The following is an 18232-nucleotide window of genomic DNA, read 5'->3' on the forward strand; positions in this document are numbered from 1 at the left end:
TGATACCTAAAACAACATGATATGTGTAGGATAAGCGAACTGAACTCATCCATTCCGAAAAATTATGAATACATCTTTAAGACCACAACCCGTGATCAATAATCTTTCAGGCGAGAATGCCCTGTTTATTGTGTTGGGCATCAATACCAATCCTGACCATTCTGGAATCATTGACTTTCTGGCCAATTTCTCCGCTTTGGTGCGTAGCCTGACCAACCGTTTTCCGCATGGGAACTTCAGTGCTTCGGTGGGGATTGGTTCTCATGCCTGGGACCTTTTATTTCCAGAAATGAATAAGCCTAAGGAGCTTGTGCCGTTTCAGGAACTCAAGGGACCTCGACATACAGCGGTTGCAACCGCAGGGGACCTGTTTTTTCATATCCGTGCCAACCAGATGGCGATTTGCTATGAACTGGCTTCCATTCTGCATGAGCAGTTAAAGGAACATACCTATCCGATCAGCGAAACCAAGGGTTTTAGATACTTTGATGGTCGTGCCATTCTTGGTTTTGTGGATGGTACGGAAAATCCTGAACATGAAATTGCCAAGGATATTGCCTATGTCGGACAGGAAGATGTCGAGTTCCTTGGTGGTAGTTATGTCTTTATCCAGAAATATTTGCATAACATGGAGATATGGAAAAGCCTGACCACTGAAGAACAGGAAAAAGTGATTGGTCGAAAGAAATATGATGATGTTGAACTGGGTGATGATGTGAAGCCCCAAAATGCGCATAATGTGGTGAGTAAGGCACATGATGCAGAGGGCAACGAGTTAAAAATTCTAAGGGCCAATATGCCATTCTCTAACCCAACCGAAGGGGAATATGGCACATTCTTTATCGGTTATTCACGTTCGTTCAACATTACCAAAACCATGCTGGAAAATATGTTTCTTGGCAAAGAAAATGGCCACATTGATCGTTTACTCGATTTTAGTACTGCGGTTTCAGGTAGTCTGTTCTTTGTTCCTACCTTTGATTTTCTAGATGATTTGGGTGACTAAAGCATATTGGATTTGGTGTAGGGACAGACGGTAATCTGTCCGCTATGAATTAAATTCTGATGTTAATTGATTTTCTTAAACAGGAAATCATTAATTTTATGGCCAGACTCAATGCCACGGCGCTCGAACTTGGTAACTGGTCGCCAGTCAGGGCGAGGGTAACTTTGCCCTTTACCTGCCACATTTTCCAGATTCGGGCGATTATCTAAAACATCCAGCATCCATTCCGCATAGGGTTCCCAATCGGTTGCCGCGTGGAAAGTACCCCCCAGCTCCAGCTTTTGTTCAACCAACTGCATGCGCTCATGAATCACAAAACGACGCTTGAAGTGACGTTTTTTCTGCCATGGGTCAGGGAAATAAAGTTGTACGCAGTTAATGCTATTGTCAGGCATTTCACGAAGTACCTGAATTGCATCTGCATCCAGTACCCGTAAATTCTTTAATCCCGCCATACCTGCTTCATAAACACATTGTGCGATACCAGGAACGTGCACCTCAATACCGACAAAATTACGTTCAGGATTGGCCTTTGCCATAAGCACCAGTGAGCGCCCCATACCAAAACCAATTTCCACAGTCAGTGGGCGTTCTGGCTGTTCAAAGTGCTGACGCAGGTCGCCAACAGGATATTCCAGAATTAAGCCACGATAATCTTCGAGCGCAGTGCGTTGAGATGTGTTGAGTGGAGCTGAACGACGCATAAACGTCACAATTTCACGGTGCTCAGGTAAATTGTCAAGTTCCGTAATTTGCGTTTCTAACTGATCGTTTGACATGATTCTGGAGATATAAATATAGAAATGCCGTATTGTAAGTGTTCAGTTGATCAAGTCAAATTTTTAGTGAGATTTTGACACGATATCGACATCTTTCACACATAATATCTGGATAGAATTTTTATAAACAGCACATCAATGGCAACTTAAAATGCTTGAAAAGTGCAAAAACATACTTTTTTGCAAATCAGTAACAAACAAAGCTTGAAAGTTTGGATGAAGCATTTTAAAACATTAATGTTAAATAACAAGGATCAAACATGAAGTTGTATTATTCACCAGGTGCCTGCTCATTGGCGGCCCATATTATTTTAAATGAAATAAATGTAGATTTTGATTTAGAACGGGTAGATTTAAAAACACATAAAACTTCAAAAGGTGCAGACTATTACGAAATCAATCCAAAAGGTTATGTTCCTGCATTGGAAATCAACCCTGGCTTGATCTTAACTGAAAATGTGGCCATTTTACCGTTTCTTGCCCAACATGATCCAAAACAGGACTTAATTCCTCCATCAGGCATGGGGCGTGCAAAGGTGCTTGAATGGCTGGGCTACCTTAATTCAGAACTGCATGATGCCTATGCGGTATTTTTCACGGGCAAATTGACCGATGATGAGAAAAACAGGGCTTATGCGGAAGTTGATCGTTTATTGAAATATATTGACAACTATCTGGCTGAATCAGAGTGTGATTATCTGGTGGATGATAATTTTGGCCCAGCAGATGCGTATTTGTTTGTCATTACAAACTGGTCAAATCATATTGAACATGATTTAACGCCATATCCAAATATTGTTGCCTTGCGCAACAAGATCGCTGAGCGTCAGTCTGTACAAATTGCCATGCGTGATGAGGGCCTATTGGCTTAATTCCAGTATACGCATAAAAAAGCCTCTGTGACCAGAGGCTTTTTTACATCAACAAATCTTATTGTTGAGCTTTTTCTTTCACATCAGCAGCGCCTGACTCTACCGCACCAGCAACTTTTGCGGTTGCATGACGGGCAGCAGCCTCAGTTTTTGCAGCAGCTTCCGCAGTCGCATTCGCAGTATGATCGGCAGCAGCATCAACTTGATCACCCGCATTATCAACTGCGGTCGCAACATTGTCAGTTGCTGTTGCTGTTGCGTCTTTGATGTCAGCACCAGCCTGTTCAGCTGCATTCTCAAGATGTTCACCCGTAGTTGCACCTGTTTCAGGCGCTTTATCTTTATTACAGCCTACAAGTGCAACAGTAGCAGCGAGACCTAATGTAACAAGTAATTTATTCATTTTTCGTTCCTTTTCGTTGTGGCATCCAATAGGATATGGATAGCCAAAATATAAACATAAAAACGTTGACGAATAAAGTTGAAAATTTGTTGATAACTTGTAAAAACACGCACTTACATTTGAAAAATGTAAGTGCGCGCACAAGTTTTATGTTGGATTTACACCCCAGAGCGAATCATGTAGTCAAAAGCAGACAATGAAGCCTTGGCTCCCTCACCAGTCGCGATGATGATTTGCTTATAAGGCACGGTGGTACAGTCACCCGCAGCAAATACACCTTTTACATTGGTTTCGTTACGGTCATTGATCACAATCTCACCACGATTGCTGAGTTCAACCGCACTGTTCTTCAGGAAATCGGTGTTTGGCAACAAGCCAATCTGTACGAAGATTCCTGCAAGCTCTACGGTGTGTTCAACCTCAGTGGCACGATCTTTATATTTCAATGCCGTTACTTGTGAACCATCACCGACAACTTCAGTACTGAGTGCATTTAAAATCACAGTGGTATTCGGCAAGCTGTTTAATTTGTCTTGCAACACTTGATCTGCACGAAGCTTGGTATCAAACTCAACCAACGTCACATGTTCCACAATCCCTGCAAGGTCAATCGCTGCTTCTACACCAGAGTTACCACCACCAATCACCGCAACACGTTTGCCTTTGAATAATGGGCCATCACAGTGTGGGCAATACGCCACACCACGGGTACGGTATTCTGCTTCACCTGGTACATTCATTTCTCTCCAACGTGCACCTGTTGAAAGAATAATGGTTTTCGATTCAAGCTTAGCGCCATTTTCCAATTCAACTTCAACCAGACCATTGGCGGTTTGATCTGCACCTGTGATCTTGCTGACACGTTGCAAATTCATGATGTCCACACCGTACTCACGTACATGGGCTTCCATATCTTGAGCAAACTTTGGACCTACGGTTTTTTGAACCGTGGTGAAGTTCTCAATGTCCATGGTATCCATGACCTGACCACCAAAGCGTTCAGCCACGATGCCTGTTTTGATACCTTTACGTGCCGCATAGATTGCCGCAGTACCACCCGCAGGGCCACCACCAATCACCAATACATCAAAAGCATCTTTAGCATTGAGGGCTGCGGCATCTTTCTCGGCTGAGTTGGTATCTAACTTGGCAACGATTTCTTCCAAAGTCATACGACCTTGTCCAATATGTTCATTGTCTTGAAACACCATCGGTACGGCCAAGATTTTGCGTTCTTCAACTTCTTCCTGGAAGAAACCACCATCAATCATGGTCGCAGTTGCATTCGGATTATAGATTGCAATCAAGTTCAAGGCTTGAACCACATCTGGACAGTTATGGCAGCTCAATGAAACAAACACATCAAAGTTTGCTTTTAAGTTTAAGCCTTTGATTTGGTTCAAGACTTCATCAGAGACTTTAGGTGCGTAACCTGATACTTGTAATAAAGCCAAGATCAAAGAGGTAAACTCATGTCCCATCGGTAAACCAGCAAAGAACACACGTGGTTGTTCACCTGCTTTAGCTACACCAAAACTCGGACGGCGAGCGTTTGAACCGTCAAAACGCGCCGTAACTTGATCAGAAAGTTCTGCAATTTCAGTCACGAGTTCTTTGATTTTTGCAGCTTTGTCTGATTCATCTAAAGCCGCAACTAACTCGATTGGACTTTCTAAACGTTCTAAGTAAGCTTTTAATTGAGTTTTAATATTTTGATCTAACATGTATTTCTCCAAATTCTAAGCAGTTCAAATCAGCTAAATTCATTCAATGAAGCTATAGTACGCAAAACTAATAAATAGGTAAAACAGTATGTTTTTATGGGTTTGATCGGATTTTTGAATTTAAGATAAAATAAACATTTTGAAGATTTTTCTATCTAAAAATTTGAATATATTCAAAATTGTTATATAACTGCAATCATTTCATGGCATAACCTAAAGGAAAATAGCATGACATTACAGCGCGGCATCTATCAACACTATAAGGGACAACTCTATCAGGTATTCAATGTAGCCCGCCATAGTGAAACTGAAGAAGAACTGGTGGTGTATCAATGCTTATATGCAGATTACTCGATGTGGGTACGTCCACTCGGCATGTTTACTGAAACAGTTCAGCTTGAGAATGGACAGGTGGTTCCACGTTTTAAATTAATCCAAGAGACTTAATCTGCCTGTTGGGTGTTCGCTCGGGACAGGCGATAGTGCTGTGGACTACATCCCATTACCTTATTAAATGCACGGGTAAAGTTGGCAGGGTTAGAATAGCCTAATTCGTAAGCAATATGGGTGATGGTAAAATTTGAATTTTCTAATAAATCAATTGCTCGCTCAGTACTAATTTTTTGTTTCAAAGCTTGAAATTCAACTCCTTGTTGCTGCAAATAACGTTGTAAAGTTTTAGTGGAAATATTTAGAACTTTAGCGCATTCGGTTAATGTTGGAATCTGATTGGCCTGTCGCAGCATCATGCTGACCCATTCAGCAATTTCACCTTGATGATAAATCTTCTGAATCTGTTCCTGACAGCGCTGCTCAACCACTTTTAGGCTATGAGCATCCGCCAAAGGTAAGGGCAGTGCCAGTTGTTGCTGATCAATCACAACGCGTATACCTGACATCCATGTGTAATTAAAATAAAAATTTGCTTTAACGAGATGTATATAGCGTTCAGCATAAACAGGCTCGGGTATACTTAAATAAATTTGGTAACGTTGTAATTGTTGTCCTGCAAGTTCTAATAAGTTGTAATAAAATCCAACGGCAATTGCTTCAATATGAAATGCTAAACATTGCTTATTCATTTGTAAGATGGGTTCAAGTAATAACTCAACCTTATGTTGATTAGGTGGAAATTGAATCGATAGCTTAAAGCTTGGCATAATTAGCCGAAAATATTGTGTGATTAATCTCAATGCATGTTCTAAATTTGGACTGGTCATTAATGCATATCCAACCAAACTATGCGAACTGAGTTTTAGATTTTTACCGAGTTCAAAAGCCAAATCTTCTGTATTAGGTAGGCTCAGGCCAAGTGCAATAAATTGTTCAATTTGTTGAATTGATAAAAGCTCAGTTTTAGAAAGTTCGTTATGAAATGCGTTTAATACCTCATTATCATATTGATGAGTGCCAATCAGAATTTCGATCAACCGCAAATAATAACGAGACGGAATAACAGGGATTTGCTGTTTTTGCACAATAAAAAACCACTAAAGTCTTAAAATGATAATATCAAGTCTTAAAATGATAATATAGAGTGACTGCAAAAGAACACAATCAATTCAAGCAAAACATTTTGTGTTTGATTGAGGAATTTCTAATGAATATGCATACTCAACTGGATGTAGAGCAAGCAACAACAACTTTTAAAGATAAAAAACGTCATTTGTGGTTATTGGGTTTGGCAGTACCGACTATTGCAATGAGTGGTTTAGCAGGTTATCAATTTGGACCGAAAAAAACCAAAAAATTCTTTGCCTCTTTTGGCCCACTATTTATTCATGGTGTTATTCCTGCATTGGATAAGTTAATTGGTGAGGACACAGAAAATCCACCACTTGATGCGATTGCAGATTTAGAAGCAGATCCATATTATTCTCGAATTGTTAAACTTTTTATTCCATTGCAATATGCAACCAATATTTACGGCACCTATTTGGCAAGTCGTAAAGGTACATCACTTGCAGATCAAGCGTTATTGGGTACGTTGGTAGGGATGGTGAATGGTATTGCCATCAATACGGCGCATGAATTGAGCCATAAAAGTGGTCGTCTCGAACATTATTTATCACATTTGGCATTAGCTCCATCGGGCTATAACCATTTCCGTATTGAGCATCCATATGGTCATCACCGCCGTGTTGCAACGCCAGAAGATCCAGCATCATCTCGACTTGGTGAAACTTTCTGGAAATTTTTACCGCGTACAGTAATTGGTAGTTTCAAATCGGCGATCGAAATTGAGAAAAACCGTTTAGAGCGTAAAAAATTACCATTCTTCTGTAAAGAGAATGAATTGATTCATGGTTGGGCGATGTCTGCTGTGTACCATGCCGCTATGTTTAGCAAATTTGGAGTGCGTTCAGCACCGTTCCAAGTGACACAGGCTGCTTATGCGATTACTTTGTTTGAATCAGTGAATTATATTGAGCATTATGGTTTAAAACGTGAAAAGAAAGCCAATGGTCAATATGAGCGTACTTTACCTGAGCATAGTTGGAACAATAATAATGTAGTGACGAACTTGTTCTTGTATCAATTACAGCGTCATTCAGATCATCATGCAAATCCAACACGTAGCTTTCAAACTCTACGTCATTTTGAAGATGCGCCACAGTTACCAGGGGGCTATGGAGCGTTGATTTTACCAGCCTTTATTCCCTCATGGTGGTCAAAAATTATGGATGATCGAGTTGTAGAGCATTACAAAGGCAATATGGAGAAAATTAATATTCATCCAGACGCAAAAGAAAAAATATTAGAGAAGTATGCTGAACAAGTTGAAGTCGAAGCTGCTTAATAAATTTAAATAAAAAAACCAGCCTTAACGTAGGCTGGTTTCTTTATTTATGAGGCTAAAAGATAAAGTCGTTTAAAATGAAGATCAAACTCAAGGTATTTATGGACAAAAGCAGTCTTATCAGTTGTGCGTAGCAAATTGTCATACACAAATTCTGGAACAGGGTGATAAAGCTCGGCTGTGCCATTGCTGTAAAAAATTTTTAAGTAGCGTGAAGAAATATCATATTTCCAAGAGGTTACAACAACAGTTTTTTCCATATATTTGCCCCCATTTTAGTTTGATTATTTAGTACATACAAAAAACTCTTTATGTTTCATAATTTGACATTACTCCATTTAATGCAGGCTGACAATTAATAAATGAATTTCGTTATAAATTTATAAGTATAAGAATTGTAAAAATTTTGCTATCAAGCTGGGTGAGAGCGGATAAGAAATTTATATAAAGGCAGATAAAAAGAAACCACCCTAAAAAGAGTGGCTTCTGACTAGGTTGTTCAATCTAAAGAATTAGATTTTACCCACTAGGTCGATAGATGGAGCAAGAGTCGCTTCACCTTCTTTCCATTTCGCTGGGCAAACTTCGCCTGGGTGGCTTGCTACGAATTGAGCAGCCTTAAGTTTACGTAAAGTTTCTGATACATCACGAGCAATAGCATTGTCATGAATTTCAGCAGTTTTAATTACGCCTTCAGGGTTAATGATGAACGTACCACGTAAAGCTAAACCAGCTTCTTCGATATGCACATCAAAAGCACGTGTTAATTGATGTGTAGGATCACCGACTAATGGGAATTGAGCTTTACCTACAGCAGGAGAAGTTTCGTGCCATACTTTGTGAGAGAAATGGGTATCAGTTGTTACGATATAAACTTCTGCACCAGCTTTTTGGAATTCTGCATAGTTCTCAGCAGCATCTTCAACTTCAGTAGGACAGTTGAAAGTAAATGCAGCAGGCATAAAAATAAGAACAGACCATTTACCTTTAAGATCAGCGTCAGTAACTTGAATGAATTCACCGTTACGGAATGCATCAGCTTTAAATGGTTTAACTTCAGTATTAATTAAGCTCATCATTGTCTCCATGATTGAGGTTTTATTGAGAGGCTAATGCCTTACTTGTTTACGAGGTCAAGAATAAATAATTTTTAGTTATTGGGGAAATAGTATTTTTACATGACTAAAATCGGAAAATTGAATGAATCAATATAAAACGATTTTCACCCTAAGATATAAGCTTATTTGACTCCAACAAGATGAAGTAAATATGACGAATACCTAAACTAACTTGTATAACAACATGCAGTCTATAGTATTAAAATTCAAGGGTAAAATTGAAAAAATCTAAAAATATATAAAAACAAAGATATATAGCTAAATTCTAAAAATATAACGCCAATCTCAACTTAAAATATTTGAATTTTATAATTTGAAACGACCTCATTCGAGTCTGGACAAAATGACTCCAGATGAGTTTTACTATGACCAGCGACCACAACAAAATAAGGTAGCTTAACTAGAGCAGAATATCACTTATAAATAAGCTTTTAGTTGTTCAAACAAGTGGGACCACCTCTTGCCGCAGGCGTTGAGATTATTCGGGTGGGGATGTTCCTTAATGCCAAATATGGGATTCTGTTAACATGTTAGTTCAGCTTTAAATAGTCCTAAACATATCTGATCTTTAGGATGTATGATTTAGCTAAACTTAATAATAAGCCCAAACAGGATTTGGGCTTATTAGGTTGAGTTAAGGTTTATATAAACCATGATCAACAAGGTGCTGGCGCAGGATTCGTCGCAATTCCAGAATTGCTTCTGGCGTTTCCTGAATCGAGTGGCCGCCATGAATGATTTTTTCAGAAACAGCACCATCTAAATGGGCGCTTTTATAAGGCACAATCCCGTCAGTAATTACATTAGGGTCGTCATTCTTGGTGATGTTGCCCATAATTGAATGGAACACCAGACCTTTTTCTGGTGGAATATTGGCAGTCAATTCCATGAACTTGGACTTTTTGCTCAAGTCACTTGGACCATTCTGAATCACGTCATTGGTTAGGGTTTTTACGAAATCTTTCAGGTCAACATCATCACTGGTCAAGGTATCTGCCAATGTGGTAAGGAATGTTGCAGGCAGGCGAATAATCTTACGTGCAGCCAGAGTAAACCAGCGATCCGCATAATCTGTCCCACGATGTGGTGCGGCCAGGAAAATGGCACGGTCAAAGTTGGTGATCGGTTTCATTTTCAGCCGTTCACCAATCACGGGATGCTTTCTCAAGCGGGTCTGTTGACGATTTTTCATCATCCCTAGAGCCTGTTTGGAAATATCGGCATTACTGACCAGTAGGCGGCTAATAATTCCGCCCATACTGTGCCCAACTAAGACAGCATCCTTTGCAGCCGCATCTTTAGGATTGACGGTGGAAAAGGCTTGCTTGAGCAGGGCATAAATCTGGAAACGGCTTTCCAGAATCGGCATGTTGGTTGAATAAAAAACTTGCCACACCTGATAATGTTCACGTAGTACAGCATCCCCCATAATGTCGTTGGTCACGGCAATCCATGCTTCAGGGCTACTGGCCAGACCATGCACCAGTACAATGATCTTCTTGTTGGGATTGTAGGGTTCCAGCATATAGAGATGCGGCATGGTTAAATGCTGCTCACGGTCAATCAGCGTTAGGTATGCTGCCGCACGCAGATTATTTTCAGCCAGCCATAAACCATAGGGTGCGGAAAAATTGGCAGCTAATGAATACGGCTGGCCTGCGATATTGACTTTGTCAATGCTATACGGGTCATAGACCTTAATCTCAAATTCAGGGCTGGTTAAAACATCATTCACTGAAGCGGTTGGTTTTTTCGGCTGGGCAATAATGGTTGCCGCCAGATAACGGGCCTTGTGAATGTTTGGATTAGTACCTTTTGGATAATGATAGGTTAAAGGGTCAAGAATATATTTATTGTCATGCTGTGATGCATCACCAGAGGGAAATACCGCAACAAAGTCGGAGCCGAAACCGTCACGGCGGTTAATGGCCCTTAAACCAGAGAAATTCATGTTATAGCTTGAAATAAACTTCTCAAGCTTCATGTCCTGTAACCGTTGATAGGACTGAATATCAACGGTATAGGTGCTGTTAGCAATCTTAATGGTTGGGGTGATATTGGTGGTGGGGTTTCTTAGACTATGCACATTGACCAATTGGGTCAGCGCCTGATTGTAAAAATCCCGAACCTGAACCTGTCGGTTATCAAAAATCCGTTCCTGTGGCTTTCGGGAGGTTTTAAATAAATAGGCATAACTATAGCGGATACTTTTATCCAGATTTTCCAGTTGTTGGTCTAGACAGTTCTCATAATTTTTCTGGATAATTTTCTGGTCATCTTCAGACTTATGTTTGGTCAGCTTACTTATTTTACATTCAGATGAATCTGAAAGTGCCATGGATTTGGCCAGATAAAGTTCACTTGCTGTTGAGAGTAACTGTTCATCCAATATTTGTGGAATTTTATGTAGGTCGGCAATACATTCATTCGGTGTCTGTGAACAGACTCTGGCTTCCTTGCCCGACATGGACAGGACATTGAGGCTGGCTTCACTTAATTTTTTCTGGGTTAAAATACTGTTACGTTCATTGGCAATGGTGACATCAATCGCCTGTTGTTTAAGGCTGACTACCTGACAACCGCTCATGACCATCGTGCTCAGCAGGGTAATAATAAATAGGCGACAATTTGGAGTAAATGCTAGCATCGGAATTCAGCAAATTAAGTACGAAGATTAGAGCTATAATACGAAAAACGGTTGCTTTTTCAATCGGTATAAAAAAATAGACTGCTTAGAGCAGTCTATTTTTACAAAAAATCTGGATCAGTTTAGCACTTGCCATACATTCCAGCGTTTACCAGATTCCACTTCGCTAATAAGGCGGTCAGCCACTTCAGCTTCATCTGGATATTTCACTTTATAGTTCTTTAAGGTCTGGATGGCATTTTTCTTTTGTTCTAACCAAAGAAAGTTGTTTGCGGCAGAAAGATAGGCTTCCTGTACACCACCTTTAATGGCCTTGTCTAAATATGGAATTGCCTCACGCTGACCGCCGCCTTCAGACAAACCAAACCCAAACCAGAAGTTGGTTTCAGGGTCATTTGGACTGATCGCCAGAATACGCTGTGCATAATTCAGGGATTTGGTGGTGTACGCTGTTCCGAGGTCCATATTGCGTGCCATCACACTGGCTTTAAAGGCACGGGTCAACACATCCAGTGATGCATTTGGCTGTTCGGCTAGAGCATCCAGCTTTTGTGTAGTTTCTTTTAATTTAGCTTCGTAACCTTTACGTTCCTGACGGTCAGGGAAACGTGGTGGATAGTGACGGGCCTTGCCTTCAACCAGTTGCAGGAAATCATCAATTTCAGTCACATCAACTTCATTATCGCCTGCAAGCACGGCATATTTCATGCTGCGCTGTTTGCTGTTGACCGTTGGCACAATCAGTTTGTTCACTTCAAGTGTGGTTGATTTTGATGGGTCATTCTGTAGGCTTACCACCATTTTGGTCACAGGCTGTGCTGTTGCATCCTTAATTGCAAGCTCAAAACTTGGTGGCGCATCATAATTAACTGGATTCAAAGCATAAAAAGGTGGTGTTGGGTCTGGTTCTTTAAAAACAAAAGGCTGGGGTGCTGCTGCCACTTCCTTTTTTACAACAGGTGGGGTACCACATGCAGTTAAAACTGAAGTTGAAAGTACAAGTAATGCCAAAGGCTTAAAATTCATGCTTTATATCCATTAATTTTAGTGAATTAACTAGGTGGGTCGTTGGTTTTACCAGTCTAGGAAAAGCAAAACCAACTTGCAACGAGAAGCTTGTTACATTTCTTTATCCGAATAGCCGTAAAACCTCGGGGTTTAGCCCGAGGATATAAGGCTGCAATCCGCTAGTCCCCCTTGTGGGGATTAGCTAGGATTGCTAAAAACATTTGAATCTAGTAATCCATGTGCTATGATAATTACGTTGTATATTTTTAGTCAGCAGACTGATACAACACGAAAAAAACAGTTTTCCCCATTGTAATCCGTGCACTCTTTGCAATCCGAAAGGTAGGACTACATTGGAATAAGAAGCAGAGAACTATAGTATCTGTTTCGTGGCAGGACATTGCCATCTAGCAGTAGGAATCCCCCTCCTTTAGGTCGGGGAGGATGTCAAAAATAAGGCCTATTGATACCTATCTCTTATTATGTGGCAGATGTTTTGGTTTGGGCTTCACATTCACGCCTAACTTCCTCAATAATTTTTAGCTCTTCCTTGCTAAAAGGTTGAGTGGTTGCTTTCTGACCTTTATAGGTCGGGTCAAGTAAAGAAAGACGCTGGCATAGAACATTCATGCGCTTTTCATTTTGCTGCATTCGATCCAGTAACACCCGAATACCTTCCAGTAAAGGGTCTGTTTGCTCCTGAGTGGTGGCATAAGGCTGGAAACCGATGCTTTCAGCATAATCACGGCGGCGTGCCTCATCCTGCTCAATCTGGGTTTTATCCTTGAAAATGTATCGTGCAGGGCTGCCAACGGCGGTTACGCCCTCAGGAACTTCCTTGGTCACAACCGCATTTGAACCGACTTTTGCCCCTTTATGAACAGTAAATGGTCCAAGAATTTTGGCGCCTGCACCGACCACCACACCATCTTCAAGCGTGGGGTGGCGCTTGCCTTTATTCCAAGTGGTGCCGCCAAGCGTTACTCCATGATAAAGGGTAACATCATCACCAATTTCGGCAGTTTCACCAATCACCACACCCATGCCATGATCAATGAAGAAACGTTTGCCAATTTTTGCACCTGGATGAATTTCAATACCTGTGGCAAATCGGCTAAAGGAGGAAAGCAGGCGAGCCGTGCCTTTGTACTCTTTTTTCCAGAGTTCATGGGCCATACGATGCATGATCAGGGCATGAATCCCGGGATAGGTGGTGAGAACTTCCAGCGTATTGCGTGCAGCAGGATCACGTGCAAATACAGCCTGAATATCTTCTTTAAGCTGTTTAATCATTGGAATGATCCTCCGTTATTTTTTCCATGAACCATTGGCTAAAGCCTGTACGCGGCTAAAGATTCCGCGTAACAAATGATATTCCATACGATCTAATTGTATCCTTCCAAATAAACGGCGCAAGCGTAACGGTAGCAAACGGGGATTATTGGGGTCCAAAAACTCAATTTCAGTCAGCATTTTTTCCAAATGGGGATAAAACTCTTGCATTTGCTGCTGCGTGACCAAAGGCTCATCCCATTGCATGCTCTGTTGTTGTTTAAGTTGCATGTGATCATCTGGAACAACAGTCATTTGTTGCGTATTTTGTTCGAGTGCAGCCATTCTCAACTCATAACAAATGACTTGAATCGCTTGTGCGACATTTAAAACACCATACTCAGGATTGACTGGAATGGTCAGGTGGTAATTGGCAAGCGCCAATTCTTCATTGGTGAGTCCACGGTCTTCACGACCAAACACAATCGCGATATTTTGTTGTTGGCTGGCTGCCTGCAAGGCTTCTTTAGCCGCAGGGCGAACATCGAGTAGTGGCCACGGAATGGTTCGGCTGCGGGCACTGGTTCCAAAAACCAGATGGCAATCCTGAATGGCCTGTTCCAGCGTTTCCACAATTTCAATCTGCTCAATTAAATCCTGTGCGCCTGCAGCAAGGGCATCAATGTCAGGATGCGGATATGTCTTTGGTGCAACAAGCACAAGCTTGGAAAGTCCCATGGTTTTCATGGCACGTAAGGCACTGCCGATATTGGCGGGTAGCGTGGTGTTCACCATTACAATACGCACATGTTCCAAATGTTTGGACACATGATTTTGGTCAAACTGCTTCATAGATTATCCAAAATTAAGAATACTGGGAGACTTCGGCTTGATAGAGGTCTAGAGCTTCGTCCATTGACATATTGTCAGGCGGTGGCGCAACAACCGCAACTCTAGGTGTCTCAACCGCTTTGGCAGCTTTAGACTTGACCTGATATTCGATGTAAATCGCATCCTTGCCGAAATAGTCACGCAGTTTAGCGAGTAGCTCGTCAAGTGGGGCAACTTTCCATTGTGCGCCCAGCAAAAGTTCAGCGCTTGCAAAACTTTGCTCAATCTGGATTTGCACCCCAATATGCTGACACATATCAATGTTGCAGTAAGGCAAAAGCATGCCTTGCAGATCTTTTGCCAAAGATTTACCCATCAGGTCATGTGCCAGGCGAATCTGAATGTTCTGTGCCCGTTTTTGCCGTATTTCATTTAAATTAAATGCCTTGCTTAAACGTGCCATCGGGCGGTCAAAGCCCTCACGTTCATAAATCTCACCCTCAATCACCACCACCTGTTCCAGTTTAATAATGTCTTTATGGCGCTGGAAACGTTCATGATTGCAGCTGATTTCAACACGAGCAGTGCCATCATCCAGGGTAATCATAATACGGTTCGGGAAGTTGGCAATATCCACCACCAGACCCGCAAAAATGCTGGTGACACCCCGTCTTGTTGGCGTCAGTTCGTTTAGTTTTACAGAAACAAACTGCTTGAGTTCAGCACGATAGGTATCAATCGGGTGACCTGTTAAATACAGGCCCAGCGTATCTTTTTCACCTTTTAAACGGACTTCATCTGACCACGGTTTGACAGGTTTGGCTGGTTTACGCTGAACTTCTTCAACCTCACCAAACAGGTCCATAATTCCCGTTTCACGGTTGCTACGTGCCTGTTCAGCCGCCTGGACCGCTTCTGGAAGCTGTGCCATCAGGCTGGAACGTTCAATGCCCAGACAATCCAGCGCACCTGCACGGATCAAGGCTTCAAGTGTGCGTTTATTGATTTTTTTCAGGTCAATACGATGGCAGAAATCAAACAGGTCTTTATACGGGCCTTCCTTGATCCGTGAATCAATCACCGACTGCATTGCCTGTTCGCCCACACCCTTGATTGCACCCAACCCATAAACAATGGTGCGTTCATCACTGGCATGGAAATGGTATAGCGACATATTGACAGAGGGTGGCAATACGTCGAGTTTGTTGTTACGGCAGTCATCGATCAGGAATACAATGCTGTCAGTGTTCTGCATTTCCGATGACAATACCGCCGCCATAAATTCGGCAGGGTAATGTGCCTTTAACCATGCTGTATGATAGGCAACCAGTGCATAGGCTGCGGCGTGTGATTTGTTAAAACCATAGCCAGCAAACTTTTCCATATAGTCAAAGATATGGTTCGCGGTTGCCTCATCAATATCTTTCTTGGCAGCACCTTCAATAAAGATCTGGCGCTGTTTGACCATTTCCTCGGGTTTCTTTTTACCCATGGCGCGACGCAGCAGGTCCGCGCCACCCAGCGTATAGCCTGCACAGAACTGTGCTGCCTGCATGACCTGTTCCTGATACACCATGATGCCATAAGTGGGTTCCAATACACTTTCAAGCAATGGATGCAGATATTCAAACTCGCCACCATGCATACGGTGGATAAAGTCTGGAATCAGGTCCATCGGGCCAGGACGGTATAGGGAAACGAACGCGATAATCTCTTCGAACTTGCTCGGTCTGGCTTCCTTGAGCATCTTTTTCATGCCGACGGATTCAAACTGGAATACCGCGGTGGTGTTTGCCTCGGCAAAAACCAGATAGGCATCTTTGTCATCCAATTCAACATTGGCAATGTCGAGTGGGGTATCTGACTTGATTCTTTTATTAATATTCTGAACGGCATCTTCAATAACGGTCAGGTTACGCAAACCTAAGAAGTCAAATTTAACCAGACCTGCAGCTTCAACGTCATCTTTATCGTATTGTGCAACGCGGTTGGTGCCATCAGCATCACACAGCACAGCGGAATAATCAGTAATTTTACCTGGTGCAATGACCACACCACCCGCATGCTTGCCTGTGTTACGGGTAATGCCCTCAAGCTTGAGCGCCATTTCCCAGATTTCGGCGGCATCATCATGATCTGGGTTGGATGGATTGGTGACGATATCCTTGAGCTGCGGCTCCATTTCAATCGCTTGCTTTAAATCCACACCCAGCGGTTTGGTTGGCACCATTTTGGAAATACGGTCAGCCAGACCATAAGACTTGCCCAGTACACGGGCAACATCACGAATCGCACCTTTGGCTGCCATAGTACCGAATGTTGCAATCTGTGAAACCGCTTCACGACCATAATGCTGTGCCACATACTCAATTACACGGTCACGACCTGCAATGCAGAAATCCACGTCAAAATCGGGCATGGAGACACGTTCTGGGTTAAGGAAACGTTCAAACAGTAGGTCATAACGCAGTGGGTCAAGGTCGGTAATTTTTAAGCTATAAGCAACCAGTGAACCTGCACCTGAACCACGACCAGGCCCCACAGGTACGCCATTATTTTTTGCCCACTGGATAAAGTCCATGACGATCAGGAAGTAACCTGGGAATCCCATTTTCAGGATAATGTCGACTTCATACTTGATTCGCTCATCGTAGGGCTGGCGAACCTCTGCCCAGTCTTCACCACGTTTTTCAACTGGGTAAAGATGATTTAGACGTTCTTCCAGACCTGTACGCGACAAATGCTCAAAATAGGTGTCAATGGTATAGCCATCAGGAATTGGGAAGTCAGGTAGGAAATAAGTACCCAACTGTAAGCTGACATTGCAGCGTTTTGCAATCTCGTAGGTGTTTGCAATGGCACTTGGAATGTCTGAAAACAGTTCAGACATTTGCTCGGCCGTTTTAAAATATTGTTCAGGGCTGTAGGGTTTGGGGCGTTTGTCGTCACTTAGGACATAACCATCGGCAATACATACACGGGCTTCATGCGCCTCAAAATCGTCCTGCTCAATAAAATGCACATCGTTGTGTGCCACCACACCAATTTGATATTTTGCGGCAAGTTTTGCAGCCTGTAGGATAAAATCCTCTTCGCCAACACGTTCGGTACGGGTCAGGGCTAAATAAACACGGTCGCCAAATTTTTCAATCCACGCTTCCATTAACGGTTCAGCTTTCTGTGGGTTGGATGAGCAGAGCATCTTGCCAACATCACTGTGCTGACCCAGCAGAATGATCAGGTCTTGCGCCTGTTCGAGTATCCATTCTTTTTGTATGCAGGGTGTGCTGAGTTGTTGTCCCTCAATAAAACCACGCGACACAATTTCCGTGAGATTTCGCCATCCCTTGTTACTCATGGCAAGCAAAGTTGCGCGATGTTCGGCATCATTCAGGCGAATGACACTGCCCATAATAGGCTTGATGCCTTTACCCAGACATGCGCCGTAAAATTTTACCGCCGCATGCAGGTTGGACAAATCGGTGATGGCAAGCGCAGGCATTTCTTCTGCAGCAGCAACTTTGACCAAATCGGGTATGCGAACAATCGATTCGGTAATCGAAAATTCTGTATGTATACCGAGATGAACAAACTGCATAGTCAAGACGATCCTTTTTCAAACCAAGGCATAGTTTAGCATGCAAACTTATAATGACATGCTTAATATTTTGGCAAACTGTATGTCTATCTTGTTATTTGGGTTAAATTTGAAAAATAATTTTTTATTTTTATATGCTTATAAATCAAAAGCTAAGATGGATATATTTGTGGT

At 42.1% G+C, this 18232-nt stretch carries 14 protein-coding genes and 1 pseudogene; 4 read left to right on the plus strand and 11 right to left on the minus strand.

Annotated features, from left to right (window positions below):
• Positions 1-64 precede the first annotated feature (64 nt).
• On the plus strand, positions 65-1006 hold the full coding sequence (locus F967_RS05690; RefSeq protein WP_004798763.1) for a Dyp-type peroxidase: 942 nt from the start codon (positions 65-67) through the stop codon (positions 1004-1006).
• A 62-nt stretch (positions 1007-1068) separates the two neighbouring features.
• Here the strand turns inward: F967_RS05690 and trmB are convergent, their stop codons facing one another.
• Positions 1069-1785: a tRNA (guanosine(46)-N7)-methyltransferase TrmB gene (trmB, locus tag F967_RS05695; protein WP_004681029.1), complete on the minus strand. Its 717-nt coding sequence runs from the start codon at positions 1783-1785 to the stop codon at positions 1069-1071.
• Between the two features lie 260 nt (positions 1786-2045).
• Between trmB and F967_RS05700 the strand changes: the two genes are divergently transcribed.
• Complete coding sequence (locus F967_RS05700) at positions 2046-2657, plus strand: glutathione binding-like protein (protein ID WP_004677927.1); 612 nt, start codon at positions 2046-2048, stop codon at positions 2655-2657.
• 58 nt (positions 2658-2715) lie between these two features.
• Here F967_RS05700 and F967_RS05705 read toward each other — a convergent pair whose 3' ends face one another.
• Both F967_RS05705 and ahpF read right to left on the minus strand, forming a co-directional pair.
• Positions 2716-3060 carry a hypothetical protein gene (locus F967_RS05705; RefSeq protein ID WP_004798766.1) on the minus strand — a complete coding sequence of 115 codons (345 nt, stop codon included), beginning with the start codon at positions 3058-3060 and terminating at the stop codon, positions 2716-2718.
• Between the two features lie 158 nt (positions 3061-3218).
• Positions 3219-4784, minus strand: coding sequence for an alkyl hydroperoxide reductase subunit F (ahpF, locus tag F967_RS05710; protein WP_004798767.1), 1566 nt, complete (start codon positions 4782-4784; stop codon positions 3219-3221).
• A gap of 228 nt (positions 4785-5012) precedes the next feature.
• Between ahpF and F967_RS05715 the strand changes: the two genes are divergently transcribed.
• The gene (locus tag F967_RS05715) at positions 5013-5231 is read left to right on the plus strand and encodes a DUF1653 domain-containing protein (RefSeq protein ID WP_004798769.1); all 219 of its coding nucleotides are present in this window, start codon (positions 5013-5015) and stop codon (positions 5229-5231) included.
• Here the strand turns inward: F967_RS05715 and F967_RS05720 are convergent.
• Complete coding sequence (locus F967_RS05720) at positions 5228-6262, minus strand: helix-turn-helix domain-containing protein (protein ID WP_004798771.1); 1035 nt, start codon at positions 6260-6262, stop codon at positions 5228-5230. The genes F967_RS05715 and F967_RS05720 overlap by 4 nt on opposite strands.
• A gap of 122 nt (positions 6263-6384) precedes the next feature.
• Here F967_RS05720 and F967_RS05725 point away from each other — a divergent pair, with 122 nt between their 5' ends.
• Positions 6385-7584: an alkane 1-monooxygenase gene (locus F967_RS05725; RefSeq protein WP_004798773.1), complete on the plus strand. Its 1200-nt coding sequence runs from the start codon at positions 6385-6387 to the stop codon at positions 7582-7584.
• A 47-nt stretch (positions 7585-7631) separates the two neighbouring features.
• Here the strand turns inward: F967_RS05725 and F967_RS05730 are convergent, their stop codons facing one another.
• The 7 genes and pseudogenes from F967_RS05730 to dnaE all read right to left on the minus strand — a co-directional run bounded on the left by F967_RS05730 (position 7632) and on the right by dnaE (position 18058).
• Positions 7632-7844, minus strand: coding sequence for a KTSC domain-containing protein (locus F967_RS05730; RefSeq protein ID WP_004662566.1), 213 nt, complete (start codon positions 7842-7844; stop codon positions 7632-7634).
• 252 nt (positions 7845-8096) lie between these two features.
• The gene (gene ahpC / locus F967_RS05735; RefSeq protein WP_004677913.1) at positions 8097-8660 is read right to left on the minus strand and encodes an alkyl hydroperoxide reductase subunit C; all 564 of its coding nucleotides are present in this window, start codon (positions 8658-8660) and stop codon (positions 8097-8099) included.
• Positions 8661-9336: 676 nt separating this feature from the next.
• The gene (locus F967_RS05740; RefSeq protein WP_171062108.1) at positions 9337-11349 is read right to left on the minus strand and encodes an esterase/lipase family protein; all 2013 of its coding nucleotides are present in this window, start codon (positions 11347-11349) and stop codon (positions 9337-9339) included.
• A gap of 117 nt (positions 11350-11466) precedes the next feature.
• A complete protein-coding gene (locus F967_RS05745; protein WP_004677909.1) occupies positions 11467-12375 on the minus strand; it encodes an ABUW_2363 family tetratricopeptide repeat lipoprotein in 909 nt (302 codons plus the stop codon).
• A gap of 462 nt (positions 12376-12837) precedes the next feature.
• On the minus strand, positions 12838-13650 hold the full coding sequence (cysE, locus tag F967_RS05750; RefSeq protein ID WP_004798775.1) for a serine O-acetyltransferase: 813 nt from the start codon (positions 13648-13650) through the stop codon (positions 12838-12840).
• Positions 13643-14481 (minus strand): annotated as a pseudogene (locus F967_RS05755) (RNA methyltransferase). The gene cysE and the pseudogene F967_RS05755 overlap by 8 nt, the downstream one beginning before the upstream one ends.
• Before the next feature lie 13 nt (positions 14482-14494).
• Positions 14495-18058, minus strand: coding sequence for a DNA polymerase III subunit alpha (dnaE, locus tag F967_RS05760; RefSeq protein WP_004798781.1), 3564 nt, complete (start codon positions 18056-18058; stop codon positions 14495-14497).
• Between the last annotated feature and the right edge of the window lie 174 nt (positions 18059-18232).

Origin of the sequence: Acinetobacter sp. CIP 102637 (assembly GCF_000368425.1) — a bacterium.
GTDB classification, from domain to species: domain Bacteria; phylum Pseudomonadota; class Gammaproteobacteria; order Pseudomonadales; family Moraxellaceae; genus Acinetobacter; species Acinetobacter parvus.

Excerpts from the sequence above, each read along its gene's own strand:
- F967_RS05690 (WP_004798763.1), top strand. The coding sequence starts at position 65 with ATGAATACATCTTTAAGACCACAACCCGTGATCAATAATCTTTCAGGC.
- trmB (WP_004681029.1), bottom strand. The coding sequence starts at position 1,785 with ATGTCAAACGATCAGTTAGAAACGCAAATTACGGAACTTGACAATTTA.
- F967_RS05700 (WP_004677927.1), top strand. The coding sequence starts at position 2,046 with ATGAAGTTGTATTATTCACCAGGTGCCTGCTCATTGGCGGCCCATATT.
- F967_RS05705 (WP_004798766.1), bottom strand. The coding sequence starts at position 3,060 with ATGAATAAATTACTTGTTACATTAGGTCTCGCTGCTACTGTTGCACTT.
- ahpF (WP_004798767.1), bottom strand. The coding sequence starts at position 4,784 with ATGTTAGATCAAAATATTAAAACTCAATTAAAAGCTTACTTAGAACGT.
- F967_RS05715 (WP_004798769.1), top strand. The coding sequence starts at position 5,013 with ATGACATTACAGCGCGGCATCTATCAACACTATAAGGGACAACTCTAT.
- F967_RS05725 (WP_004798773.1), top strand. The coding sequence starts at position 6,385 with ATGAATATGCATACTCAACTGGATGTAGAGCAAGCAACAACAACTTTT.
- F967_RS05730 (WP_004662566.1), bottom strand. The coding sequence starts at position 7,844 with ATGGAAAAAACTGTTGTTGTAACCTCTTGGAAATATGATATTTCTTCA.
- ahpC (WP_004677913.1), bottom strand. The coding sequence starts at position 8,660 with ATGAGCTTAATTAATACTGAAGTTAAACCATTTAAAGCTGATGCATTC.
- F967_RS05740 (WP_171062108.1), bottom strand. The coding sequence starts at position 11,349 with ATGCTAGCATTTACTCCAAATTGTCGCCTATTTATTATTACCCTGCTG.
- F967_RS05745 (WP_004677909.1), bottom strand. The coding sequence starts at position 12,375 with ATGAATTTTAAGCCTTTGGCATTACTTGTACTTTCAACTTCAGTTTTA.
- cysE (WP_004798775.1), bottom strand. The coding sequence starts at position 13,650 with ATGATTAAACAGCTTAAAGAAGATATTCAGGCTGTATTTGCACGTGAT.
- dnaE (WP_004798781.1), bottom strand. The coding sequence starts at position 18,058 with ATGCAGTTTGTTCATCTCGGTATACATACAGAATTTTCGATTACCGAA.